The sequence below is a fragment of the Nocardioides jejuensis genome (genome assembly GCF_004337475.1).
GTDB lineage: Bacteria > Actinomycetota > Actinomycetes > Propionibacteriales > Nocardioidaceae > Nocardioides > Nocardioides jejuensis.
The window spans coordinates 16612-40511 of the sequence record NZ_SJZJ01000001.1; the positions used below are offsets into that span (position 1 = coordinate 16612).

Annotated in this window: 21 protein-coding genes; 3 read left to right on the top strand and 18 right to left on the bottom strand. The window is 70.6% G+C overall.

Features of this window, described 5'->3' with window-relative positions; genetic code table 11:
- Nucleotides 1–2: 2 nt before the first annotated feature.
- From EPD65_RS00060 to EPD65_RS00085, 6 genes are all read right to left on the bottom strand, one after another.
- Nucleotides 3–1067: a hypothetical protein gene (locus tag EPD65_RS00060; protein ID WP_131580688.1), complete on the bottom strand. Its 1065-nt coding sequence runs from the start codon at nt 1065–1067 to the stop codon at nt 3–5.
- Between the two features lie 25 nt (nt 1068–1092).
- Entirely contained in the window at nt 1093–3000 is a 1908-nt protein-coding gene (locus tag EPD65_RS00065) for an ABC transporter permease (RefSeq protein WP_131580690.1), read from the bottom strand.
- A 151-nt stretch (nt 3001–3151) separates the two neighbouring features.
- The gene (locus tag EPD65_RS00070) at nt 3152–5104 is read right to left on the bottom strand and encodes an acetoacetate--CoA ligase (RefSeq protein ID WP_131580692.1); all 1953 of its coding nucleotides are present in this window, start codon (nt 5102–5104) and stop codon (nt 3152–3154) included.
- A 53-nt stretch (nt 5105–5157) separates the two neighbouring features.
- Nucleotides 5158–6198, bottom strand: a complete 1041-nt coding sequence (locus EPD65_RS00075) for an MCE family protein (protein ID WP_131580694.1) — start codon at nt 6196–6198, stop codon at nt 5158–5160.
- A gap of 136 nt (nt 6199–6334) precedes the next feature.
- Nucleotides 6335–7627, bottom strand: coding sequence for a COG4705 family protein (locus tag EPD65_RS00080; RefSeq protein ID WP_243640352.1), 1293 nt, complete (start codon nt 7625–7627; stop codon nt 6335–6337).
- 58 nt (nt 7628–7685) lie between these two features.
- A complete protein-coding gene (locus tag EPD65_RS00085; protein WP_131580696.1) occupies nt 7686–7976 on the bottom strand; it encodes a hypothetical protein in 291 nt (96 codons plus the stop codon).
- Nucleotides 7977–8274: 298 nt separating this feature from the next.
- On the opposite strand from EPD65_RS00085, the gene EPD65_RS00090 reads away from it, so the two are divergent.
- Together EPD65_RS00090 and EPD65_RS00095 are read left to right on the top strand one after the other, a co-directional pair.
- A complete protein-coding gene (locus EPD65_RS00090; RefSeq protein ID WP_131580698.1) occupies nt 8275–9330 on the top strand; it encodes a sensor histidine kinase in 1056 nt (351 codons plus the stop codon).
- Nucleotides 9320–9982, top strand: coding sequence for a response regulator transcription factor (locus tag EPD65_RS00095; RefSeq protein ID WP_131580700.1), 663 nt, complete (start codon nt 9320–9322; stop codon nt 9980–9982). Before EPD65_RS00090 ends, EPD65_RS00095 begins: the two co-directional genes overlap by 11 nt.
- 9 nt (nt 9983–9991) lie before the next feature.
- Here the strand turns inward: EPD65_RS00095 and EPD65_RS00100 are convergent, their stop codons facing one another.
- The 3 genes from EPD65_RS00100 to EPD65_RS00110 all read right to left on the bottom strand — a co-directional run bounded on the left by EPD65_RS00100 (nt 9992) and on the right by EPD65_RS00110 (nt 14716).
- Nucleotides 9992–11038 carry an FUSC family protein gene (locus EPD65_RS00100; protein ID WP_131580702.1) on the bottom strand — a complete coding sequence of 349 codons (1047 nt, stop codon included), beginning with the start codon at nt 11036–11038 and terminating at the stop codon, nt 9992–9994.
- Nucleotide 11039: 1 nt separating this feature from the next.
- Complete coding sequence (locus EPD65_RS00105) at nt 11040–12248, bottom strand: PucR family transcriptional regulator (protein WP_207891352.1); 1209 nt, start codon at nt 12246–12248, stop codon at nt 11040–11042.
- A gap of 98 nt (nt 12249–12346) precedes the next feature.
- Nucleotides 12347–14716 carry an FdhF/YdeP family oxidoreductase gene (locus EPD65_RS00110; RefSeq protein ID WP_207891353.1) on the bottom strand — a complete coding sequence of 790 codons (2370 nt, stop codon included), beginning with the start codon at nt 14714–14716 and terminating at the stop codon, nt 12347–12349.
- 202 nt (nt 14717–14918) lie between these two features.
- Here EPD65_RS00110 and fdhD point away from each other — a divergent pair, with 202 nt between their 5' ends.
- The gene (gene fdhD / locus EPD65_RS00115; RefSeq protein WP_131580704.1) at nt 14919–15743 is read left to right on the top strand and encodes a formate dehydrogenase accessory sulfurtransferase FdhD; all 825 of its coding nucleotides are present in this window, start codon (nt 14919–14921) and stop codon (nt 15741–15743) included.
- Here the strand turns inward: fdhD and EPD65_RS00120 are convergent.
- The 9 genes from EPD65_RS00120 to EPD65_RS00160 are packed head-to-tail and all read right to left on the bottom strand — an operon-like array spanning nt 15733 to nt 23895.
- On the bottom strand, nt 15733–15993 hold the full coding sequence (locus tag EPD65_RS00120; protein ID WP_131580706.1) for a hypothetical protein: 261 nt from the start codon (nt 15991–15993) through the stop codon (nt 15733–15735). The two genes, fdhD and EPD65_RS00120, sit on opposite strands and share 11 nt — an antisense overlap.
- A 10-nt stretch (nt 15994–16003) precedes the next feature.
- On the bottom strand, nt 16004–16555 hold the full coding sequence (locus tag EPD65_RS00125) for a hypothetical protein (RefSeq protein ID WP_131580708.1): 552 nt from the start codon (nt 16553–16555) through the stop codon (nt 16004–16006).
- Nucleotides 16552–17055: a hypothetical protein gene (locus EPD65_RS00130; protein ID WP_131580710.1), complete on the bottom strand. Its 504-nt coding sequence runs from the start codon at nt 17053–17055 to the stop codon at nt 16552–16554. The genes EPD65_RS00125 and EPD65_RS00130 overlap by 4 nt, the downstream gene beginning before the upstream one ends.
- Nucleotides 17052–18386: an MCE family protein gene (locus tag EPD65_RS00135; protein ID WP_131580712.1), complete on the bottom strand. Its 1335-nt coding sequence runs from the start codon at nt 18384–18386 to the stop codon at nt 17052–17054. The genes EPD65_RS00130 and EPD65_RS00135 overlap by 4 nt, the downstream gene beginning before the upstream one ends.
- Nucleotides 18383–19597 (bottom strand): MCE family protein, encoded by a 1215-nt coding sequence (locus EPD65_RS00140; protein WP_131580714.1) that lies wholly within the window; start codon nt 19595–19597, stop codon nt 18383–18385. Before EPD65_RS00140 ends, EPD65_RS00135 begins: the two co-directional genes overlap by 4 nt.
- Nucleotides 19594–20769, bottom strand: a complete 1176-nt coding sequence (locus EPD65_RS00145; protein WP_131580716.1) for an MCE family protein — start codon at nt 20767–20769, stop codon at nt 19594–19596. The genes EPD65_RS00140 and EPD65_RS00145 overlap by 4 nt, the downstream gene beginning before the upstream one ends.
- A complete protein-coding gene (locus EPD65_RS00150) occupies nt 20769–21740 on the bottom strand; it encodes an MCE family protein (RefSeq protein ID WP_131580718.1) in 972 nt (323 codons plus the stop codon). Before EPD65_RS00150 ends, EPD65_RS00145 begins: the two co-directional genes overlap by 1 nt.
- Entirely contained in the window at nt 21737–22765 is a 1029-nt protein-coding gene (locus EPD65_RS00155; RefSeq protein WP_131580720.1) for an MCE family protein, read from the bottom strand. The genes EPD65_RS00150 and EPD65_RS00155 overlap by 4 nt, the downstream gene beginning before the upstream one ends.
- Nucleotides 22762–23895 carry an MCE family protein gene (locus tag EPD65_RS00160; RefSeq protein ID WP_207891354.1) on the bottom strand — a complete coding sequence of 378 codons (1134 nt, stop codon included), beginning with the start codon at nt 23893–23895 and terminating at the stop codon, nt 22762–22764. Before EPD65_RS00160 ends, EPD65_RS00155 begins: the two co-directional genes overlap by 4 nt.
- Between the last annotated feature and the right edge of the window lie 5 nt (nt 23896–23900).

The window sequence follows — 23900 nt, forward strand, 5'->3', positions numbered from 1 at the left end:
GGTCAGTCGCGGAACCACGACGGCGTCTGGCTCGCCTCTGCCGTCAGCTCGTACGTCGAGAACGACGAGTGCCAGCCCGCGATCGCCTGCACGTCGTGGCCCGGACGGCCGGGTCGGACCCAGCGCGGACGCGGATCCCGGGTGATCCTGGCGTCGCGGACGGAGGCGACGACCCAGACGCCGCCCGCCTCGTCACGCCAGATCGCCTTGGCGGCACCCGTCTTCCAGCCGACTTCCACGGCGGGGTCATCCCTCAGATTGCTGGTGTGCCAGGCAGCGAGGAACTGCGGGCGACGCGGCGCCGAGACCGGCACCTGCACCACCGTCAGCTCACGACCGGGGTACTCGAGGACGACCCCGACCGCACCCGCGCCCCACATCGACACGTCGGCCGGGGCACCGCTCCGGGGCGTGGCCGCACCAGCGTCCTGCACACGGCGCGCGACCGTCGCCGCGGTCGCCGGGACCATGTCTCCCTCGCTGGTGTCCTTCGGCCACTTCGCCAGATCGGCGTCGACCATGGCGCGCGTGCTCGTTGTCCCGAAGCGCTTGTCGGCGAGCAGGTGCAGCAGGTCATCGACGGAGACGGGGAGGTTCTTCTGGGTGCGCGGGTCACCGGTGATCTGCTCGCCGGAGTACGACGCAGTGTGCCGCTCCCCCTTGCGCCACCAGTCGAGGCTGACGAAGCCCGGATCCTCCTCGGGTGCCTCCTCCTCCCAGCGGAGCACCGCTGTCGCCGTGCCTGCCTCGACGTACTCACAATGGCCGGGGGCCGACCGGGGTGGGCAGCCGGGCGGGTCCTGGTCGGGGCGGGCGTCGAGCGCCAACCGGTGTGTGTCGTGGCTCCCGCCGGGATGCCAGCGGAGCTCCACCTTGAGCGGCCCGGGGTGGTACCAGTCCGGCGCCAGCCCGTACGACGACGGCGTGATGCCGAGGTCGTCGACGGCGACCGCGGCCAGCGCCTTCTGCGTCGCGGGCGCCGGGGTGGTGTCCTCGGCACCGCAGCCGCTGGCCACGCCACCGACGAGACCCAGAACAGCGAGGGCGAGGACCAGACGTGCCTTCATCCGGCGACCCTAACCGCCCCCACCGTCAGGCGGAGCGCTTGCCGCCGCGACGCTGGCCCGCCGCGCGGTTGTAGCACCAGCCGAACAGCAGCAGGATCAGCAGCCAGCTGCTCAGCACCACGTTGTTGGCGATGCCGTAGACCGAGTCCGGGATGTTGTCCTTGCGCTCGCGCTGGAGCATCTTGGGCTCGAACGAGCTGCTGACGACCTGGCCGTCGGTCGTGTGGATCATCCGACCGCGCGCGCTCTTCAGCGCAGGGTCGTCGGGCATGTAAAGCACCCAGGTCATCATCGTCCGCGGCGCCTGGTGGAAGCGGATCATCGACTTCCAGCCGCCGTACATCGGCATCGGGTCAGCCGTGCGGTACTGACCGGGCTTGCCGGTCGGGACCATCGTCGTGCGGACCACACCAGGCACACCCTCGATCGGGTCCTTCGGAACGTCGGCTGCGTCGAGGCCCTTGCGCCAGCCCTGCCAGGCGTAGCCCGTGAACCAGACAGCGTCCTTGGCCCGGTCCTTGCCCTGGAACGTGACGGTCACGTAGCCCTCGCAGCGTTCAGCCGTGCCAGGGCACTCCTTCTGGCCGGCGGTGACGTGGTCGAAGGTGACCTTCACCGGGACCGGCTCCCCTGCCTTCGGCTGGGAGAAGATCGCCATCAGGACGACGAAGATGCCGAAGCCCGCAAGACCGAAGCGGCGGTACGTCGGGGCGATCGTGAAGCCGGCCGCCTCCATCTGGTCGTCACCGGCGACGTCGAGCGTGCGCCGGACGTGCCACAGGGCGAAGAGGCCACCGCCCACGGAGGCGATCGTGCCCACGGCGAGCAGGAACGGCAGCGCGTCGCCGTTGATCTTGATGGTCATGAACTTCTCGGCCCACAGCCACTCGAGGTAGAGGCCCACCGAGCCCGCGAGCAGGCCGGAGACGACCGCGAAGGGCAGCAGACGCGCGCCGCCCCGGCGTACGCCGAAGGCCAGCGCGACGAGCTCGACGATGACGGCGACCGGGATGGCGGAGAGGAAGCGGATGGTGAGGATGCCGGGCAGCGGCATGATGATCAGCACGAGGAAGACGTGCGCGAACCACCACCAGAAGAGCGTGTAGAGCGCGCCGCCGCGGCCGAACCAGATGCGCGTCGCGACCGTCACCCAGGTCATCAGGAAGCCGAAGATGATGAACTCTGTCGATGCCGGGAACTGGGGCAGGCCGAGGTCGAACTCCATGAGGAACGCGAACGGCAGCATGCAGATCGAGAAGGCGTAGCCGAAGAGCCAGCGGCCCTTGGCGCCGGACAGGAACCGGGCGCCGACCTGACGGGCCTCCGCGAAGAGCAGCGGCAGGCAGAACGGCGAGCAGATCGCGCCGCCGATCATCATCACGTGCGTGGGGCCCCACTCGGTGACGTCCTGGCCGAACATCCGGTGCCAGGCGTCGTCAGCCGGGAAGCCACAGACCGCGATGAAGCCGGCGATGGTCAGCAGCACCGCGCTGAACGGCACCTTCCAGCCGGGCGCCAGCTTGAGCGTGTGCTTCGGCAGCGGGGTGCGGGCGAGGGCCATGATGCCGATGCCCATGCAGGCGAGGAAGAGCAGCACCAGGAAGATCGGGTAGTGGCTCGGGTTGGCCAGCGGGCCCGCGTCGCGGCCCTTCTGCATGTGGATCGGGACGTCCCAGTAGACGCCGAAGCCGGCCAGCAGCCAGACCGGAAGCAGGCCGAACGCCGGGATGACCGCCCAAACCGGCAGGCCGACCTTGTCGCCGAGCCAGCCGGCACCGCGGCCGATCAGCGTCGGGTGGCCCGTGCGCTCACGGAGGAGCACCCAGCCGGTGATCCCGAAGTAGACCGCTGCGATGCCGACGGCGATGAAGATCTCGCTCGCTGCTGCGCCACCGACCGGTGCGGCCGTCGTTGCTTCCAGGGTGAGGGACACCCGGACCTCCTGCAGTTGTACAAACCGATGGCCGTTGTCCACGGCCTCGCAGAAGGTATCCGCTACGCGACGTACCAGTCAGTTCCTGGCGGTGTGATCTCCGTGACGTCGCGTCACAGGTTTCCCCTTGCAGGCATGGGGAGCTGCCATGTCAGCGGCGGCCAGCCGCCCGCCGTACTGCCAGGTCGGCGTACCAGGTGAGGAGGTCGGGTCGGTCGACGCTGTTGGGGTCGGCGACGTCCCCGGGGCGACGGCCACCGAGGATCCGCTTCACCGGCACCTCGAGCTTCTTGCCGGTCCGCGTGTGCGGGATCGCCTCGACCTGGATCAGCTCATCGGGGACGTGGCGCGGCGAGAGACCGGTGGCGATCGCGCTCCGGATCCGCTCGGCCATCGGCTCGTCGAGCGAGCGACCCTCGGCGGTCACCACGAAGAGCGGCATCCAGTAGTCGTCACCCTCCTCGAGCCCGATCACCATCGCCTCGGCCACCTCCGGGAGCGACTCCACGACGGCGTACAGGTCACCGCTGCCGATGCGGACACCCTTGCGGTTGAGCGTCGCATCCGACCGGCCGTGGATGACCACCGACCCGTGGTCGGTCAGCGTCATCGCGTCGCCGTGGCGCCAAACGCCCGGGAAGTACTCGAAGTACGCCGCGCGCAACCGCGAGCCGTCCGGGTCGTCCCAGAACGAGACCGGCATCGACGGCATCGGCCGGGTGAGCACCAGCTCGCCCTGCACGCCACGCACCGGCTCCCCCGCGTCCGACCACACGTCCACGGGCGCGCCGAGCCAGGGCGCCGAGAGCTCGCCCGGCCAGACCGGGAGCACCGGAGCGCACCCGACGACGGCCGTCGCGACGTCCGTCCCGCCGCTGAGCGAACCGATCTGCACCCGGTCGCCTAGCTGCGCGGCGAGCCGCTCGTGCGCCTGCGGGGAGAACGTCGACCCGGTGATCCCCACCGTCCGGAGCGCACCCAGCTCGAGCGCACCCAGGTCCGCGCCCGCCTTCAGACACGCCCCGACGTACGCCGGAGAGGTGCCGAGCACCGTCACGCGCTGGTCCGCGGCGTGCCGCCACAGCTCGTCGGCGCGCGGATGGGCGGGGCTGCCCTCGACGAGGATGACCGTCGCCCCGGCAAGCAGGGCGCCGACCTGCACGTTCCACATCATCCAGCTGGGCGAGGTGTACCAGAGGAAGCGCGAGCCCGGTCCGAGGTCGAGGTGGAGTGCGGCCATCTTCAGCTGCTCGAGCGTGGTGCCGCCGTGGCCGTGCACGATGCCCTTCGGGCGGCCCGTCGTGCCGGAGGAGAAGAGCACCCACAGCGGGTGGTCGAAGGCGATGTCGACCGGCTCGAGGCAGGCACCCGGCGCGCTGACCAGGTCGTCCCACGGGAGTCCGCCCGGGACGGCTGCGGCATCGCCGACGACCACCGTCGAGACGCCCGGCATCGATGCCGCCAGGGCAGCCAGCGCGTCCCCGGTGTCCCGGACCCGACCTCCGAGGAGCTGGGACGTCGCACCGATCAGCACCGTCGGCGCGAGCTGGCCCAGGCGCGCCTCGGCCGCCGCCGGCGCGTAGTCGAGGCCGCAGACGGCCCACACCGCGCCGACGCTCGCCGTCGCCAGCAACGCGACCACGGCCTCGGAGCGGTTGGGCAGGTAGCCGACGACCCGGTCGCCCTCCCCCACGCCGAGGTCGCGCAGGCCGGCGGCGACCGCGGCGACGCGACGTGAGAGTTCGGCCCAGGTCAGCGAGGTCGAGGTGCCGTCCTCGGCCAGCTCGACCAGCGCCTCTGCCTCCGGATCCCGGCCGCGGAAGACCTCCCCGGCGAAGTTGAGCCGCACACCGGGGAACCAGGACGCGCCGGGCATCCGCTCCTCGGCGAGGATCGGCTGGGCGGTCGCCAGCGTGGGCAGGCCGAAGAACTCCCAGGCCGTCGACCAGAAGGCGTCGAGGTCGTCGACCGACCACCGCCACAGGGCGGCGTAGTCGCCGACCAGATCGAGGCCCGAGCGCTCCTGCGCGAGCCGGGCGAAGGCACCGAGGCGACTGGTCTCCCAGGCGTCCGCGGGCGGGGTCCACTGCGCTTCCCGATCCACCCCACCAATCTAGCGGCGCCCCGTTCTTAAACGGCGCCCAGTTCTCGCGGCGCTCAGTGCGGCCGGCAGACCTCCGAGTACGGACCACCCGGGCCGCCGACCCACGAGGTCTTGTTGAGCGGCCGACCGTCGGGCGCATTCACGATGAAGCCGATGTTGCAGAAGTAGATGTTGGCGGCCGAGTAGTACGACATGAACTGCGCAAGGTTGCTCGTGATCGATCCGAGGGCACGCACCCCCTCGACCACGTCGCCGCGGTTGCGGGCCAGGGTCCCGCTCGTCGTACGCAGCTGCTGCACGTCGGCGCGCAGGTCCGGGCGGATCTGCCGGAGCAGGCCGGAGGTGGAGTCCAGCAACGGTCCGAGAGTGTCGACCGACGTCGCGAAGGTGCCGCGCTCCTTCGCCAGGCCGGACATCAGCACCCGCAGCTGCTGCACGGTGGCGTCGAGGTCGTCGGAGTGCGCGGCGAGGTTCTTCAGGACCGGCGTGAGGTTGTCGAGTACCTCGCTGAATGCCTGGTCGCGTGCGGCCAGGGTCCGGGCCGTCGTCGCTGTCGACTGGAGCAGCGACTCGACCGCCGGTCCCTGACCCTGCAGGACGTCGATGATGTTCTGCGCGAACTGGTTGACGTCCTGCGGCTGCAGCGTGTCGAAGAGCGGCTTGAAGCCGTTGAAGAGCGCCGTCAGGTCGAAGCCCGGGTCGGTCATGCCGGTGCCCAGCGTGCGGTCGGGCGACAGCTCCGGGCCGCGCTCGGCGCCGGCGGTCAGCGACAGGTACCGCTGCCCGAGAAGGTTCTGGTAGCGGAGCTTCAGCAGCGTCGAGGCATAGATCTTCTGGTCACTGACGAGCTGGAAGGTGACCTGGGCGACGTTGCCCTGCACGACCTTGATGCTCTCGACCCGACCGACCTTCACGCCCGCGACCCGGACGTCGTCGCCGGGACGCAGCCCCGACGCGGAGGTGAAGTCCGCGGTCCAGGTCCGGCGGTCGCCCTCGACGACGTTCGCCATCGTGTTGTAGAGCATCACGAAGAAGACTGCGCAGATCACGGCGAAGGTGACGACCTTGAGCATCGTCGAGCGGAACCCGGTCATGTCGCACTGCCTCCGAGACGTGTGTTGGACGCGTTGTCAGAGGTAACGCCCGTACGTGACGGAGGTCACGACACAGCAGGAGGCCGGCCCCGTGCGGGACCGGCCTCCTGCCTTTCCTCGCGATGCCTCGGCGAGGTCAGAAGCTCTGCGACGTGAAGTCGGAGAGCAGCACCTGCAGCGCCTTCTCCTGCTCGGCAGCAGGAGCCGGCTGGATCGAGCCGTGGTCGATGGCGTAGGTCTTGAGGACCGCGTCCATCTGGTCGTCGAGCGCGTGCCAGGTCGTCCCGTTGACCGGTGTGAGGGCCGGGGCGTCGGCGTCCCAGTCGTCCCGCATCGTCTGCACGGTGGCGTGCGAACCGGCGGTGTCACCGGCCTTGTCCTGGGCGATCGCCTTGCGGGCCAGACCCTGGTACTTCGCCACGGCGGCCTTGGTCTCGGCCGGAGTCATCGCGGCCTTCGGGCACGCCGGCATGGTCTCGCTGGCACCCGTCGGGTCGCAGGTCGAGTGCGGCTGGTTGTGCGCCCAGGTCATGATCCCGACGGTGGCAACGGCGAGCGCGATGAACCCGACCAGACCGATCTTCTCCTTCGTCCGGTTGGTCGTGACGACCGGGACGTGCGTCGCGTCGTACGTCTCGATGACGTCGCTGCGGCTGATGCTCAGGTAGATGACGGTGGCCGTGATGGCACCCAGGAAGATCAGCGACGTGATCAGCGTGCCGAGGCCCAGGCCGACCGGCTCCGGCGGCGTCGCGTTCTTCGGCGAGGCCAGCCAGTCGCCGATGTTGGCGCCGAGCGGGCGGGTCAGGATGTAGGCGAGCCAGAACGAGAGCACCGGGTTGGCGCCGAACTTCCAGAGCGCCGCGATGCCGACGATCAGGCCGAGCGGCAGGAAGACCGACTGGGCCGGCGCCCAGCTCGTCAGCTGGAGGGTCCAGTCGCCGGTCGCCGTACCGAGGGCGAAGGTGACCAGGACGGTCAGCCAGTACCAGGACTCGCGCGAGCGGGTGTCGATGCTGTGGATCGAGAGCGACCGCTCGCGCAGCCACCAGATGCTGAAGACGACGGCGAGCAGCACGGAGAAGACCGCCGTGGACTTCCACAGCGGGATGTGGAGCTGGTCGGTGCCCATGTCCGTGTAGAGCGTGCCCGCGACGCTGACCACCACGACCGTCAGCCAGTACGGCGTCGGGACGTAGCGCCGCGTCTTCATCTGCCAGGTCAGCACCGCCACGAAGATCGCGGTGAAGAGCAGCATCGTGTTGAGGAGTCCGAAGCCGAGGGTCTCGTTGATGTAGTCCGCAAAGCTCTCACCGACCGTGGTGCAGAGGATCTTGATGATCCAGAACCAGATCGTGACCTCGGGGACCTTGTTGAGCATCTGGCCCGCGGTGGCGCGCCGTGCTCCGGTGGTCGTCGTTGTCGTCATGGTGGTCAGCCTGCTGCGGCGGACCTGACAACTTCCTGACTGGCTGAAGCACCGGGCCTCAGAAGCCAGCCACCATCGCCCAGTGCGCGACAACGCGCGTGTACAAGGCGTCGAGCTCGGGGCGGGCGATGCCGACCCGCGCACGCAGCTCCTCGTCGGGGACCTCACGCGCGACGTGGATGAGCGAGCGGCAGATCGGTGACAGGGACGTCGACTCCATGACCAGGCGTCGTCGGCCCGGCCTGATGGCCACCTCGTCGATGCGTGGCTCCGGTGTCCCCGCCACCACGAACGCGGCCTTTAATGCACGCGTCTCGCGCAGGCTGAGCTCGAGCTCCCTCGTTGCCACTCTGTCCCATCCCTCCGTTGACGGCCGGTGCTCGCGCCCGGTCCCCCCGTCTGGTCCGGGTGCGATCCCCTGCAGGCTGAAACGTAGGCGCAGATCGACCCCGGATCAGCCGCGAGCGAAGGGAACGACCCGAACGGACCGCCACCTCGATCCGAAGGGTGCAACGGCCTGCACCTTTCGGCTCATCGATCACGGACGGTCGGCTGCGAAGCGAGTCCGCAGTCAATACGCTGCGGACTACCCCGGCGCGCGGCGCATCCTCGCGCTCGCCCGACACGACTTCTGGATGCACTGCACCGTGACCGACGAGAACCCTTCGCGCAGCACCTGGCTCATCACCCGTGACCGGATCGCCGACCGGTACTTCGACCTGCTCGCGGCGGACGACAGCCCGCTCCTCGGCGCCGGAGAAGCGATCCAGCAGCAGCTCCGCTCGCAGCTGCTGGCCATCGTCGACGAAGCCGTTGACTTCATTCCCCCGCCGTCTGCAGAGACATCCGGGCTGTCGGCGACGATCGGCAGGGACCGCGCGTCGACCGGCGTCCATCCGTCGGCGTCGCTCGCGGCCGCCAACCTGATCTTCGCCGCCTCGCTGGATGACGTCGCGGAGCATCTGAGATCGGACGCGGTGCCGGATCCCCTGCATGCGGCGTCGCTCCGCCTCAACAAGGCCATCCTGCAGCGCATGGCGGACGCGGCAGCGAACTACGTGGGGTTCCTCCTCGAGAAGGCGGGCACCGCTCACCGCGACGAGGCGCTCCGCCTGTCGCGCGAGCTCCACGACACCGTCGGCCCCGCGATCGCGGTCGGGCTGCAGAATCTCGACATGATCGAGTACTGGAGCGAGCGCGACATCGACGCAGCACGCGCCCGGATCCAGACCGGCAGGCAGCAGCTCCACGACGCCATGGGCCTCGTCCGGGCACTCGCCGCCGAGACCCGCGTGGCGGTGGAGCCAGCGGGAACCGGTGATGCGCTGCGCCGACACCTCGCCACGCTGCCGAAGACGATCACGACGCGCTACACCAGCAACACCACGCTGGCTGACCTCGCCCCTCACTACGGCAGCGAGATCTTCCTGATCCTCCGCGAGGCCGTACGCAACGCCGCGACGCACGGCTCCCCCAGCACCGTGACCGTGGACATCTCGGTCGCCGGCACGACGTTGACCGGATCCGTCATCGACGATGGGCACGGCTTCGATGCCACGTCTGCGTCCCATGGCACCGGTCGGGCATCGATGCAGGAGCGCGCGGACCTGATCGGCGCCGATCTCGACATCGTCAGCACGCCGTCCGGCACCGCCGTCACCCTGACGGTCCCTCTGCCCTCAGGAGCACCGCATGACCAGTAGCGTCCGAGTCGCGGTGGTCGACGATCACCAGCTCTTCCGCGAGGGAATCGTCGAGCTGCTCGGCACCGCAGGGGACATCGAGGTCGTCGGTCAGGCCGGGACCGCGGCTGACGCCCTCACCACGGTGATCGCCACGCAGCCAGATGTCGTGCTCCTCGATCTCGACATGCCGGACACCGTGGGCCCGGGCGCGCAACGTCCTGCCGACACCACCCGGCGGATCCGTGCGGCCAGCCCTGCCACGAGCGTCGTCATCCTCACGATGCACGACGAGGCGCACCTCGTACGCACGCTGCTCCAGGCCGGAGCTGCCGGCTATCTGGTGAAGAGCGCGAGCCGCGACGAGCTGATCAACGCTGTCCGCGCTGCCGCGGGTCAAAGCGGCTCAGCGACCGTCAGCCTCCCGCGGGGCACCGTCCTCGAGCTCTCCCACCCTGTGGCGAGCGGCACGGGTCTTCTCACACCGCGCGAGAACGCCGTCCTGGCGTGCCTGGCCGCGGGCGGGTCGAACCGCTCCATCGCGGCCGAGCTGCACCTGTCCGAAGCGACGGTGAAGCGGCATCTCGCGACGATCTACCAGAAGCTCGAGGTCTCAAGCCGTCTGGAGGCTCTGGTCCGCGCCCGGGAGCTGCGTCTCATCAAGGTCGGCTGAGGCGGGGCCTCACACCGATGGCGCGGGCGACCTCGCGGGTGTCGCTGACCGCGACTCCGCATCGCGCACGGCCCAGCTCACGACGAGCGCGATGAGGACGCCGATCATCGTGCCCAGGGCACGGTCCTTCAGCAGCTCGCCCGTGCCGATCGGCTCCGCGAGCTCGGTCATGAGCATGATCATCGGGGTGAAGAAACTCAGCGCGACGGCGTAGTTGACCGCCATGAAGAGCTCCGTTGGGAAGAGCAGACAGATCACCACGATGGCCAGCGTGCGCGGCGAGAAGCCGGGCGCCAGGACGAGGGCGGTGACGCCGAGCCCCGCGACCGTGCCGACCACGCGGTGAATGCCGCGGCGAACGCGGCCGCGCGAATCGGCAGCGGCCAGCGTTACGGCCGCTCCCGCGATCGCCCAGTTGACGTGGTTGAGGCCGCAGGCGAGCGCCGCTGAGCCGGCGAGGGCGACCGCGACGGCGTACCTGAGGGCATGGACGACGGCACCCCTGCGTGACCGCATCCGCTGCGCGCGCAGGGTGTCCACGAGGGCGCGCACCGGGTCGCCCCGGCCACCGCTGACCAGTCCGATCACGACCGCGAGCACAGCCGAGCCGAGCGCGATCAGCACCAGCCGGACGGGCGACCCGAGGTCGGCCGGCATACCCGCGAGGGCGCCGAGCGCGAAGATCCCGTAGAAGGGCCCTTCGGGTCGCAGGCTGAAGAAGTCGGCCAGCAGGGAGCCCAGCACCGCGAAGACGACGGCGGCCACCATGATCGTGGTGCTGTCCGCATCGAGCTGGGCCAGGGTGATGCCCACGACCGTGCCCGTCAGCAGCAGCAGCGCCCCCTGGCTCTGGTGCAGCAGCCGCAGGGTCCGCGAGTCCGCGCGGCCGTACATGCCGGCGAACGAACCGAAGACCGCGTAGATGATCAGCTCGGGCCGATCGGCCAGGACCAGTGCCGCACCCGGCAGCACGAGGCCGAGGCTCACGCGCGCGGCGTGCCCCCAGTCGGCGGCGGCCCGCTGACCGGCGGCCACCATGCCGGTCGCCCCTGCCATGTCAGCTGCCGCCCGTCGTACGACTGCGGTCCGGCCGCATCCGCACGGCGTACGACGCAGCCGCGAGCTCCGCGACGGCGTACGGATCCTGCAGCGACCGACCTGTGACCTCGGTGATCCGCCGGAGCCGGTAGCGGACCGTGTTGGCGTGGCAGTGGAGCGCCCGCCCGGCCAGCTCGGCCGACGCCTGGTGGTCGAGGTAGGCGTGCAGCGTCTCGAGCAGGACGTCGCGGTCCTCGGCGGCCATGGCGAGGACCGCGCCCAGGACGTCGGCGCTCAGCCGCTCCGCGGCCGCGGCGTCGCAGGCCATCAGCGCGGCCAGCGGGCTGCTGCTGAACACGTGTACGCCGACCCGGCCGGCGGGCTGGATGGCGATCGCGGCGCGGGCCAGCTGGAGTGCCCGCGGCGTATCCGTGATCGGGCCGTAGCGCGGGCTGATGCCCGTGCGGGAGCGGCACGCTCCGGTGACGAGCTCGACGAGCGCGACGTCGCGACCGTCGGGGACCGCGACGATGCCCACCTGCATCGCGGGCATGAGCCGCCAGGCGGAGGCGAACCCGTGGTCGGCCAGCAGGCGCTCGATATCGGGGAGGCTCTCCTCCGCGAGTCCGGTCGTCTCGGCGGCAACGACCACGAACCCGGCATCCGGCGGCAGGCCGAGCAGGCTCGCTGCCTCCCAGAAGCTGCTCGTACCCCCGGTGCCGAGGAAGAGCGCCTCGACCAGGGCGGAGCGTCGCCGCTGGTCGCGCACGAGCATCTCCGAGGTGGTCGCGCGATAGGCCTCGGTCAGCGCGACGGCATGCTCGTCGGCGAGCCACCAGAGACGGCTTGCGGCCGAGAAGAGGGCCTCGGCCAGAGCCGGGTCGGCAGAGGTCCGTGCGTGTGCGAGGAGCGCGTCCCACAGCGTGCTGAACACGAGGCGGTAGGCACGGAGCACCTCCGGCAGGGGCATCGCCGCGCGGGCCCGCCGACGTCCGGTGTCGGCGGGCGTACGCATGTCGAGCTCCGCGCCGTCGCCGCTGCCCATCGCGGTGATGAGGAACCGCAGGTTCTCCTCCACTGACCGCCGCAGCTCGGCTGCCGGCACCGGGTCCTCTCGGGCGTACGCGTCGACCCGCTCGAGGATCGCGTCGTGTGCCTTCACCGTCAGCGCAGGGATACGGGAGAACGCCCAGTCCATGAGTCGCTGGAGTGACGGGTCGGTCGGCAACGCATTCCTCTCGGGTCGGCGGTCGAGGGACCACCGGGTCAGTTTCACACGCCCGGCGGCGACCTGCCTGGCCAGCCACGGCCTGGCTGCAGGCCGGTTCAGCCCGCTGCCGGGGTAACCGTGACCTGGACGTTCTTCATCAACGGCTGGTCGCTCTGGGTGCTGTAGTCAGCGATGCCGATGAGAACGTTCATCTCGGGCATGTAGCCCGCGGCACTCCCCTGCGGGAGGTTGTACTCCAGCGCCAGGTAGCGCTTCAGGTGGCGCTGCGAGCCGTCACGCGAGGTCGAGGTGATGTCGACGAAGTCGCCCTGCTTGAGGCCGCGCGCCTTCATGTCCGCAGCGTTCATGAAGATCAGCTCGCGGAGGTTCTTCACCCCGCGGTAGCGGTCGTTGTTGGAGTAGATGGTGGTGTTCCACTGGTCGTGCGAGCGCATCGTCTGCAGGACCAGCGTCTCGGCGTCGGCCGGGATGACGTCCGGCAGCGGCGCGTGGGAGAACTCCATCTTCCCCGACGGCGTGAGGAACGTGCGCTCACGGGCCGGCTGGGCGATCCGGAAGCCGTTGGTCTGGCGGACCACCGTGTTGAAGTCCTCGAAGCCCGGGAAGACGTCGGCCATCGTGTCGCGGATCCGGTCGTAGTCCTCGACCCAGGCGTCCCACGGGGACGTCGTGTCGGGCAGCGCTGCCTTGGCGATGCCGGCGATGATCGCCGGCTCGGAGAGCAGGTGGGGCGACGCCGGCTTCCGCGAGCCCTTCGAGAGGTGCACCATGCTCATCGCGTCCTCGACGGAGACCGACTGGAGACCGGCCTTCTGCTCGTCGCGCTCCGTGCGGCCCAGGCAGGGAAGGATCAGCGCCTTCTTGCCGTGCACCAGGTGGCTGCGGTTGAGCTTCGTGCTCACCTGGACGGTCAGCTCGGTCTTGGCCAGACCAGCCGCGGTGTACGGCGTGTCGGGGGCCGCCATGACGAAGTTGCCGCCCATGCCGACGAAGACCTTGACCGAGCCGTCGTGCATGCCCTCGATGGTCGCGATCGTGTCGAGACCGTGATGGCGCGGCGGCGTGATCCCGCAGACCTCGCCGAGGCGGTCGAGGAAGGCATCGGACGGACGGTGGTCGATGCCGCAGGTGCGGTTGCCCTGCACATTGCTGTGGCCACGCACGGGCGACGGACCAGCACCGGGGCGACCGAGGTTGCCCTTGAGCGCGAGAAGGTTGACGAACTCGCGCGGCGTGTCGACGCCGTGCTCGTGCTGGGTCACGCCGAGGCACCAGCTGATGATCGAGTTGTCGGCCTTGAGGTAGATGTCCGCGACCTCGCGGATCTGGGCCTCGGTGAGCTGGGACTGCCGCGCCAGCTCCTCCCACGAGGTGCCCTCGACGAGCGCCTGGTACTCCGCGAAGCCGTGGGTGAACTCGGCGAGGAAGGCGTGGTCGATGACGCCACCGGTCGCGGCCTCGGCCTCGAAGACGGCCTTGGCGATGCCGCGCATCAGGGCCAGGTCGCCACCGGGGCGGACCTGGACGTTGAGCGTGCTCGTCTCCGTCGTCCGGAAGATCGCCATGTCGACGAAGTCGTGCGGGACGATCGTGCGGGTCGCGCCGACCTCGTGGAGCGGGTTGACGTGCACGATCTGCGCGCCGCGCTTGAAGGCCTCCGACAGCGTGGTCAGCATGCGAGGCGCGTTGGAGGCGACGTTGACGCCGAGGACGAAGAGCGCGTCGGCGTGCTCCCAGTCCTCGAGGTCCGCGGTGCCCTTGCCGGTGCCGATCGACGCGGTGAGCGCGCGACCGGACGCCTCGTGGCACATGTTGGAGCAGTCGGGCAGGTTGTTGGTGCCGAGCTCGCGGGCGAAGAGCTGGTAGAGGAACGTCGCCTCGTTGCTCAGCCGACCCGAGGTGTAGAACGACGCCTGGTCCGCGCTCTCCAGCTTGCGCAGCTCCTCGCCGACGAGGGCGAAGGCGTCCTGCCAGCTGATCGGCACGTAGCGGTCGGTCGACGCGTCGTACGACAGGGGCTGGGTGAGGCGGCCCTGGTCCTCGAGGTCGAAGTCGGTCCACGCGGCGAGCTCGGTGACGGTGTGACGGGCGAAGAAGTTCGCGTCGACCCGCTTGGGCGTCATCTCCCAGGTGGTGTGCTTGATGCCGTTCTCGCAGACGTCCAGCTTGAGGCCGTGCTGGTCGTCGGGCCACGCGCAGCCAGGACAGTCGTAGCCGACCTCTTCCTGGTTCATCTTGAAGATGGCGCGGGTGCCGCGGATCATCTCGCGCTCGCGGGTGAGCACGTTCATCACCGACATCGAGGCACCCCAGCCTGCCGCCGGGTGGTGGTAGTCCTTCTGGGACCACTTCTTGGTCGTCAGCGGTCCGTAGCCGCCCTGGCGGGGCGTCACGGCCATCAGGCCGGGGACCGGAGCCGGGGCGTCGTGGGTGCGGGTCGCGTCGTCGTTCACTTCGCTGGTCACGCTTCGAGAATGGCACGGATCAGTGACCCCGACCATGGGTGGCAGGACATCCGGGGCCGTGTCCTCTGGATCTTTGTCCAGCCCGACAACGACCAGCGTCAGCCGACACAAAACCGGGACCCCGCGATGTCCTTCGCGGCCGGACTACGGTTCGATGGAGACCTCGCGGGAGCCCCTCGCGACAGTTCACCAGGAGAGCCACGTGGGACGTGTGACCGCCCGCCGTTCCGTCGTCCGCTACGACGCCGACACGCGCAGCCAGCGCCACGACAGCCTGGCCGTCGAGGAACCGATGGAGCTCCGCGTCAACGGCCAGCAGTTCTCGGTGACCATGCGCACGCCGGGTTCGGACTTCGAGCTGGCCCAGGGCTTCCTGCTCAGCGAGGGCGTGATCTCCCGGCGCGACCAGATCGGCGCGATCCGCTACTGCGCCGGCAAGAACGACGACGACGAGAACACCTACAACGTCCTCGACGTCGCCGTGCGCGGCGGCAACCTCGCAGCGCTGGACGCGATGAAGCGGCAGACCTACACGACCTCGTCGTGCGGCATCTGTGGCAAGGCCTCGCTGGAGGCGGTCGTCACGACGACGAGCCACAGCCCGGCTGCCGACGCCACGGCGTTCGACCGGTCTGTGGTCGCCTCGCTCCCCGATCGGCTGCGCACCGCCCAGAAGGTCTTCGACCTCACCGGCGGCCTGCACGCGGCGGGCCTGTTCACGGCCGATGGCGAGCCGCTCGTAATCCGCGAGGACGTCGGCCGGCACAACGCGGTCGACAAGGTGCTCGGCTGGGCCCTCGAGCACGACCGGCTCCCGCTCGGCGGCGTGGCGCTGTGCGTGAGCGGACGGGCGTCGTTCGAGCTCGCTCAGAAGGCGACGATGGCCGGTGTGCCGCTCCTCGTCGCGGTGTCGGCGCCGTCGTCGCTCGCGGTGTCGCTGGCCGAGGAGGTCGGGCTGACCATCGCCGGCTTCGTCCGCGGGACGTCGATGAACGTCTACGCGCACCCCGAGCGCATCACCGGCTGACCGGCGTTCGCCGCGCGTACGCCTGGGCGCAGGCCGGGCACGACTCCTTGTCGTACGCGACGAAACCGAGGGTCCAGAACGAGAACCATGACGTCGTCGGGAGCCCGCACGCCGTCGTGGCCGCGCCGTCCTCGCGGACGTGACGCGTCCCCCAGGGAGCGCGCTCTCCCCCGACGAAGCGGGGCTGCTGGTGCGGTGCGGTCACGACCCACGCACGGCGGGACTGCTCGGGGACGACGAAGGGCTTCACGCTCACCACGTCACACCGGCTTCAGGTCGCCGATGAGCCAGCGGTCGCCGACCCGGACCATCGTCACCTCGACGCGACTGCCGCTGACGACCGGTGCGCCACCGGCCCGCGCGGTGGACTGGGTCAGGAAGGCGAGGACGACGACCCGCGAAGCACTCGCCCGGACCACGCCGAGTCCACTCACCGTGGCGGTCGTGTCCACCTTGCGGCGTTCCGCGGTCGGACGGACGGTCTTCGCGACCAGGGCCTCGTAGTCCGATCGGAAGGACCCGGTCGTCTGGTCGACGGCATGGGCCAGGTCGTGGCCGAGGTCGTCGTGCCGGTAGCTCAGCAGGGCGGGGATCCGGGTCCGGGCACTGGAGGCGGCCTCCGCCCGCGCCGTGTCGAGCGCCTGGCCCCGATGGACCAGGACGGCGAGGACCACGGCAGCGACCACGAGGACCGCTGCCGCCACGAGCCACGCGCGCCGCGAGCCGGCAGGACCGCGACGCAGGAACGTCGGGCGCAGTGCGGGCAGGGTGAGCGAGCGCGCCGCCGGGGTCTCTTCGTCGAGGACGGTCATGCCACGAACTCCATGTCGCTCACGAGCCAGCGTCCGTCGACGTGGCGCAGGTCGACCCGCAGCCGGTATGCACGCGGGGTGGTGGTCGTCGAGCGCCGGTTGGCGACCTCGCCGACCGCTGCGACGAGGACGCGGGCCCGGGACGGCTCCCATGCGACCACGCCGGCAGAGGCGACGGACCCGGTCGAGGTGACCTTCTGGGCCTGCAACGCACGGCGCAGCGCCACCGACTGCTCCCCCAGCTCGGAGGCGAAGTCAGCGGTCGCACCGGCCTTGAGCTGGTTGATCTCTGCGGCCGTCGTCTTCTGGCTGACCGAGATCAGCCCGGCCACCTCGGTCGAGGCGGCGGCGACGGCGGCAGCCCGGCCGGACGTCTCACGGTGCTGGTCGCGCAGGACCAGCCCGCTGTGGACACCCGAGGCGACGGCCGCAGCGGCAACCAGCCCGATCAGGACGCTCCACGCGGATGGGCGCAGGCGCGTGAGCAGTGCGGTCGTCATGACACTCCCAGAGGTCCGAGGACCAGCGACTGCCAGCCCTGTCCGTCAGCCGGCGGCGACCCCGCCAGCGGTACGCCGTGTGCCCCGTCGAGTCCGCGGGCACCGAGCATCAGCGCAGCCAGGTCGGACATCACCGGCTGTCCCGTGCCCGTGATGTCGGTGCTGCCGAAGAAGAGTCCGCAGCCCGCGGGCAGTGGGGCGCGCAGCGACGGGTTGTTGGGGCACGGCAGGTTGCGGGCGCCGCGCACGCTCGAGGGATCCGCGGGGGCCACGGCGCAGTGCGCGGTGCCGTCGACCGCACGCACCGATCCGTCGGAGGGCGAGCGGCGGGCGGCCGTGCCGACGTACCCGGTCGTGCAGTGGCGGGGCGTGTCGAGGTTGGCGCGCAGGTCGAGCTGGACGTCGCCCTGGCGGGCGCGCGGGTTCACCGTCGACTGCAGGCGCGCGACCGTCGCCGGGTAGACGACCAGGATCTGCTCGAGGTTGGCCAGGTAGGTGTTGAGCGGGCGGGCGTCTGCCGTGGTGTTCCGGAGCAGCTTCGGCAGCGTCGGGCGGACGTCGTCGACGACGCCGCGGAGGGTGCGCAGGTCGCGAGGACTGCTGGTCAGGAGGGCGCGCAGGTCGCCGTCGCGCGCGGCGAGCTCGCTGGTGAAGCGGGCGAGCGACGCGGCGTACGCCTGGGTGTGGCCCATCTGCTGCTCTTGCGTGGCCAGCACCGGCTGGAGCGTCGAGATCAGCGAGCGGGTCGAGTCGAGCTCCTTGCTCGCGGCCGCCACGATCTCGCTGGTGCTGTCGATCGTGCCGCCGAGGTCGTCGCCGGAGCCGCCGAGGCCCTCGTCGAGCTCCTTCAGGACGCGACGCGTCTTCTCCGTCGGCACGGACTTCAACAGGCCGTTGAGCTTGTCGAGGACCGGGGTGATCTGCGGCATCGAGCGGGTCCGTTCGGCCGGGATCACCGATCCGTCGTGGAGGTCCGCCGAGGACGTGCCCGGGACCAGGTCGACGAACTGCTCGCCGATCGCGGACGTGCTGTGCAGCTCGGCGACGGCGTCCGCGGGGATGGCCGTGCCGGACGTCAGCTGCAGGACCGCGCGGGCCCGGTCGCCGTCGAGCTTCAGCGCCGACACGGTGCCGACCTCGACCCCGCGATAGGTGACCATCGCCCGGGGATAGAGGCCGCTCGCGTCGGTGAAGTCCGCAGAGACGTCGTAGACACCGATGCCGAGCATCTGCGGGACGCGTGCGTAGACGACGGTGGTGAGACCGACGCAGGCGACGGTGAGGACCACGAAGATCCGCAGCTGTCGCCGGACCAGGGGCGTGAGGATCATGAGCAACCCACCAGGATCTTCAGGAGCGGGCACGAGCTGTGCGACGGGCTGGGCGACGGCGATGTCGTGCCCGGGTCAGGCGCCGTGGTGCCGCCGGCCGACGGGGCCGGGACACCGGTCGGCGTACCTGTCGGGGAGGGTGCGGTCCGCGGCGTCGCGAGCGGTGCGGTGACGGGATCACCGGACTGGAACGCCGCTCCCCCGCCGAGCCACATCTGCGCGAGCGAGGAGGTGCTCAGGTCGAGTGTGGCGAAGAGGTTGGCGTAGTCGCCCCGGATGGCGTTGGTCGTCGTCATCGCCGGGAACGGGATGGTGAAGCCGATCTTCAGCGCATCGACGAGCTGGTCGGAGGAGGCGCCGACGCGGCCGAGCACCGGACGCAGCGACGCCAGGTTGGCTAGGAGCGCCCGCTCGTTGACCTCGATCACGCGGCCGGCGTCGACACCGAGGCGGCCGGTCGCGCGGATCGCGTCGACGAGCTGGCCGCGTTCGGCGTTGAGGGCACGCAGGCCGGGAGTGATCCGGTCGATCGCGCGTCCGATCGTCGCCTGGTCGGCACGCAGGTCCTGCGAGAGCGAGGCCAGCGCGTCGAGCGCGTGGACGATGTCGCCCCGGTTGGAGTCGAGCACCTCCAGGAGCTGGTCGAGCTGGTCGACGAGGTCACGGGTCTGCTGGACCCGGCCGTCGAGTGCGGTGCTCAGCTGACCGGTGATCGTGCTGATCTGCGACAGGCCGCCGTTGTTGAGCAGCAGCGAGGCCGCACCGAGGACGTGCTCGGTCGAGGGGTAGGTGCCGGTCTGGGCGAGCGGCACCGACGCCCCCTCCGCGAGGTACGCCGTCCGGGCACCGCTGCGGGCGGCGGGCGCCGAGACCTCGACGTACTGCGCGCCGAGCAGCGTCTTCTGCCCGATCGCGAACCGCGAGTCCTTGGGCAGCTGCTGGTCGTCGGCCAGCCGCAGCGTCACGCGGGCGTGCCAGTCGTCGTCGACCGCGATCTTCGTGACCGTGCCGATGGTGACGTTGTCCCGCTGGACGTTGGAGTTGGGGACGAGGTTCTCCACCTTGTCGAAGGTCACCGTGAGCGTGTAGCCGTCGTCGCCGACTGCCTTCTGCCCGGGGAACGTGTAGGAGTTGGGCTGCAGGTCGCAGCCCGTCGTCGCGCCGGCCAGCAGGATGGCGCCTGCTGCGACGACAGCGGCCCGGCGCCTCACAGGCCACCGCCGAGCTGCTCGAGGAGGCCGGTGACGGCCTTCGTGGTGTCGGGCGAGACGGGCGACGTCCCGCCGGTCAGGGCACCTGCGCCACCCGGGATCGCGGTGCCTGCCCGGTCGAGGCCGAGCAGGTTGACGAGCGGAAGCAGGGCGGTGCGGCAGGCCTCCGCCGTACCGCCGGCACCGAGGACGGCCGAACAGAGCAGCGCGGCGACGCTGTCGACGTTCGCGAGGACGGCGCGGCCGGTGATCGCCTGCCGGTCCACGATGTTGTAGAGCCCCATCAGCGAGTGCGGCGCCACGTGGAGCACCCCGGCAAGTTCGTCAGCACGGGAGGCGACCGTGCCCGTGAGGGTCGTCGTCGACCGGAGCGCCCGCGTCAGCTCGGCCTGGTTGGACCCGAGGACGCCAGCAGACGCATGGAGCGCGGTGCGCAGGTCGCGGACGGCGCCGGTGACCTGGGTGCGGTTGTCGCTCAGCACCGTCGAGACATGGTCGAGCTCGGTGGTGAACCCACCGACGGCGGCGTCGTGGACCGCGAGGTTCTTGGTGAACACGTCGAGGTCGTGGATCGTGGCGAAGAGGTCGGATCGACCCGACGCCAGCGAGGCCGCCGCGTCGTGCAGCGCGGCCACGGAGGCGCGCAGCTGCGTGCTGTTGCCGTCGGCGAGGTTGGCCTCGATCGTCGAGATCGCCGCGTTGAGCGACCCGCGCTTCCCGGCCTGCGGTCCCAGAGCGGTGCTCAGGTCGGTGAGCTCCTTCTTGACCTCGTCGAACGAGATCGGCACCGCGGTGCGGTCAGCCGGGATCGTTGCCCCGTCCCCGAGCTCCGGGCCTCCGGTCCAGGCCGGCGCGAGCTGGACGAACCGCCCACTGACCAGGCTCGGGGCCACGATCGCGGCATGCGCAGAGGCGGGCACCTTCTCGGAGCCGTCGAGCGTGAACCGCACGTCGACACCACCGTCGCGCGACTTCACCGATTTCACGGTGCCGACCTTGACGCCGAGGACGCGGACGTCGTCGCCGGCGTACAGGCCGGGTGCGGTGTCGAAGCGGGCGAGGACGGTGCTGTCGCCGGTCGAGCGGAGCACCAGGACCGTGCCGACGACGAGGGCGAGCACGATGCCGACCAGGAGCCGCGGGCGACGCTGGGCAGCAGAGAGGGAGGCCATCACTTGTTCAGTCCTGAGATGACGGGAGCGAGCGTCCCGGGCGAGGTGAGGTTCTGGATGTAGGCGTCGAAGAACGGTCCACTGGAGATCGCCTCACCGAACGCCGTCGCGTAGTTGCGCAGGCCGGTGATGGTCATCTGGAGGTTCTGCTTGTTGCGGTTGAGGAGGGCGACGACCCGGTTGACCTCGGTCAGCGTCGCCGGCAGGACGGCGCCGTTCTCGCGAGCGACGGCGGTCAGCTGCTGTGACAGCGACCGGGCACTCGAGAGCAGCCCGGTGATCACCTGCTGGCGGGCGTCGAGCTCGGAGAGCAGGTCGTTGCCCGAGGTGAGCAGACGGGCGATGTCGCGGTCGCGCGAGGCGAGCACCCCGGTGACGTCGCTGGCGTGGGCGAGCAGGTCCTGGAGTGCCTGGTCGTTGGAGGCAATCGTCGAGGAGACCTTGCGGATGCCGCTCAGCGCCGGGCCGAGCTCCGTGGGCGTGCCCGCGAACGTCGTGGAGACCTGACGAAGCGCCGTCGACAGCTGGTCGGTGTCGATCTGCTGCGCCTCGCCGGTGAGCTGGCTGAGCGCCTGCGTGACGTCGTACGGCGAGCCGGTGCGGCTGATCGGAATGGTCGAGCCCTCGGCGAGATCGCCGCGGCCCCGCGGCTCGAGCCGCACGGCGGCACGGCCCAGGAGCGTGACCGTCACGATGTCGGCGCGGGTGTCGTCGCCGAGCACCAGGTCGTGGTCGGAGAGCTTGACGGTGACGACGACCCTGGCCCCGTCGAGGCGGATGTCGGAGACCTTGCCGACGCTGGCACCGGACAGGACGACCTCGTCGTTCTCCTTGAGGCCGCCGGCCTCGGCGAACTCGATCCGGAGGGTGTCGGTGTTCCGCACCAGCGGCCAGTTCCGGTAGGTCAGCGTCGAGAGGACGACGCCGGCGATCAGCAGCGTGCCCACCACGCCGCGCAGGGCGTTCTTCATCGCTGGCACCTCGCCGCCTGGCTACGGATGTACGGCCCGGACGACGCGCCGCCGTCACGGGTGAACTGCAGCCGGATCCCGCACAGGAAGAAGTTGAAGAACGCGCCGTAGGAGGCGGTGTCCTGGATCTTCGCGTAGTGCTTCGGCCACTGGGTGAGCAGCGCCTGGAGCGCGTTGGCGTGCTGGTTGAGACCGTGGGCGGAGGCCCGCAGACCGTCGAGCGTCGGCGTGAGGTCGCCGCGTGACCGGGCCAGCAGATCGGCGCCCGAGCGGGCCATCGTGCTGATCTGGCCGGCGGCGTCGAGGACCTGGCTGTCCTGCTTCTCCAGTCCCCCGACGAGGTCGCTCAGCTGGGTCACGAGCTGGCCCAGGCCGTCCTTGCGGTCAGCGACCTCGCCGAGCACGGAGTTCAGGTTGGTGACCACCTGGGTGATCAGGACCGACCGGTCGCCGAGCGTCGAGGTGAAGGAGCCGACCGACGAGACGAGGTGGTCGACCGCGCTCTGCTGCCCCTGGAGGACGTCGACGAGCTGGCCGGAGAGCTGGTTGATCTGTGCCGGGTCGAGCCCGGCGAAGAGTGGCTTGAAGCCGTTGAGCAGTGCGTCCAGGTCGACCGCGGGGGCGGTCCGGGCGAGAGCGATCGTGCCGCCGGGGGCGAGCGGTGGCGCGGACGCCGCACCGCGGTCGAGCTCGAGCAGCCGGTCACCGATCAGGTTGCGGTAGCGCACGACGGCCGAGGTCGCCATGCTGAGCCGCAGCGCGTGGTCGACGTCGAATCCCACCAGGACGGTCGCGTCCTTCTGGACGTCGATCGCCGTGACCCGGCCGACCGAGACGCCGGCGACGCGGACCTGGTCCCCGACCTGCAGCCCGGACACGTCAGCAAAGCGCGCCTGGTAGTCCGCCTTCTCCCCCGCCTGCATGTCACCGGTGACAGCCGCGAGCCAGACGGTGACGAACACGGCGAACGCCATGAACACCGCGAGCTTGGTGAGGTCGCGGGCCTCCTGCTTGCGCACACTCATCGTCCGGTCACCAGTCCTGCAAGGGCTCCGAAGAGCGTGGTCGAGACGTCCTGCTGCGGCGTGGTCGCCGGTCCGGCGTGCGGGTTGGCACCCGAGACGAACGTCGGGCTCGGCTGACGGGCTTCGTCGCCGTCGACCCACGGCAGGCCGTAGCAGCCGGGGCCGCGGTGATCGCCGACGACCGGGAGGTTCCGCGGGTAGCGGTACGGCTCGGCGCCGGGCTGGATCCGGGTGATCGTGGTGACGCCCGGGTTGGTGCCGCCGACAGCGTTCTCGGCGAGCTTGTTGGCGCCGGCGAGGCCGCCGACGAGGCAGGGCAGCTCGGGTGAGTAGCGGTCGAGCAGCGCAGTCACCGGCGCGAGCAGCATCAGGCTGGAGCGCAGTCCGGACTCCGCCCCGCGGACCAGCAGTCGCGTGGCGTCACTGAAGGCGCGCAGCTCGCGGGTCGAGGCATGGAGGGCGCCCTGCTTCGCGACGAGGGTGTCGCTCGTCCGCGTCAGGTTGCGGAAGACCCGCAGGAAGTCGGGTGTCGCCTTGTCGTAGCCGGCGATCACGTCGTCGCCGCGGCGTACGTCGGAGGCCAGGGTGTCGAGCGAGGGCCGCAGCGAGGACAGGTAGCGGTCGGACTGGTCGATGAGCATGCCGATCCGCTGGCCGCGCTGGTCGACCGCACCCGCGACCGCGGTCAGCGCGTTGTTGACCTGGTCGGGCTGGGCCGCATCGAGGACGTCGGTCAGGTGGGTGAACGCCTCGTCGACCTCGACGGTCACGTGGTCGGCGGCGATCTGCTGCGACGGCGCGATCGTGCCCGTGCCGTGACCCGTGGGGGTGAGCTGCACGTAGCGCGCACCGAACGCCGTCGGCGGGACGAGCTGGGCGGTCAGGCCGCGCGGCACCTTGGCGACGGCGTCCTTGTCGATGGCGAGTCCGATCTCGACGTCGCCGTCGCGGGCCGTGATGGAGCGGACGGTGCCCACCTGGACGCCGCGGTACTTCACCGGAGCACCGGTGTCCATCGTCAGGCCGGCGCGGTCGGCCGCCACCGTGACCGGGATGGTGTCGCGGAAGGCGCCGCGGTACTGGAGCACGGCAGCCGTGATCACGAGGCCGAGCAGGAGGATGAAGGTCACTCCGA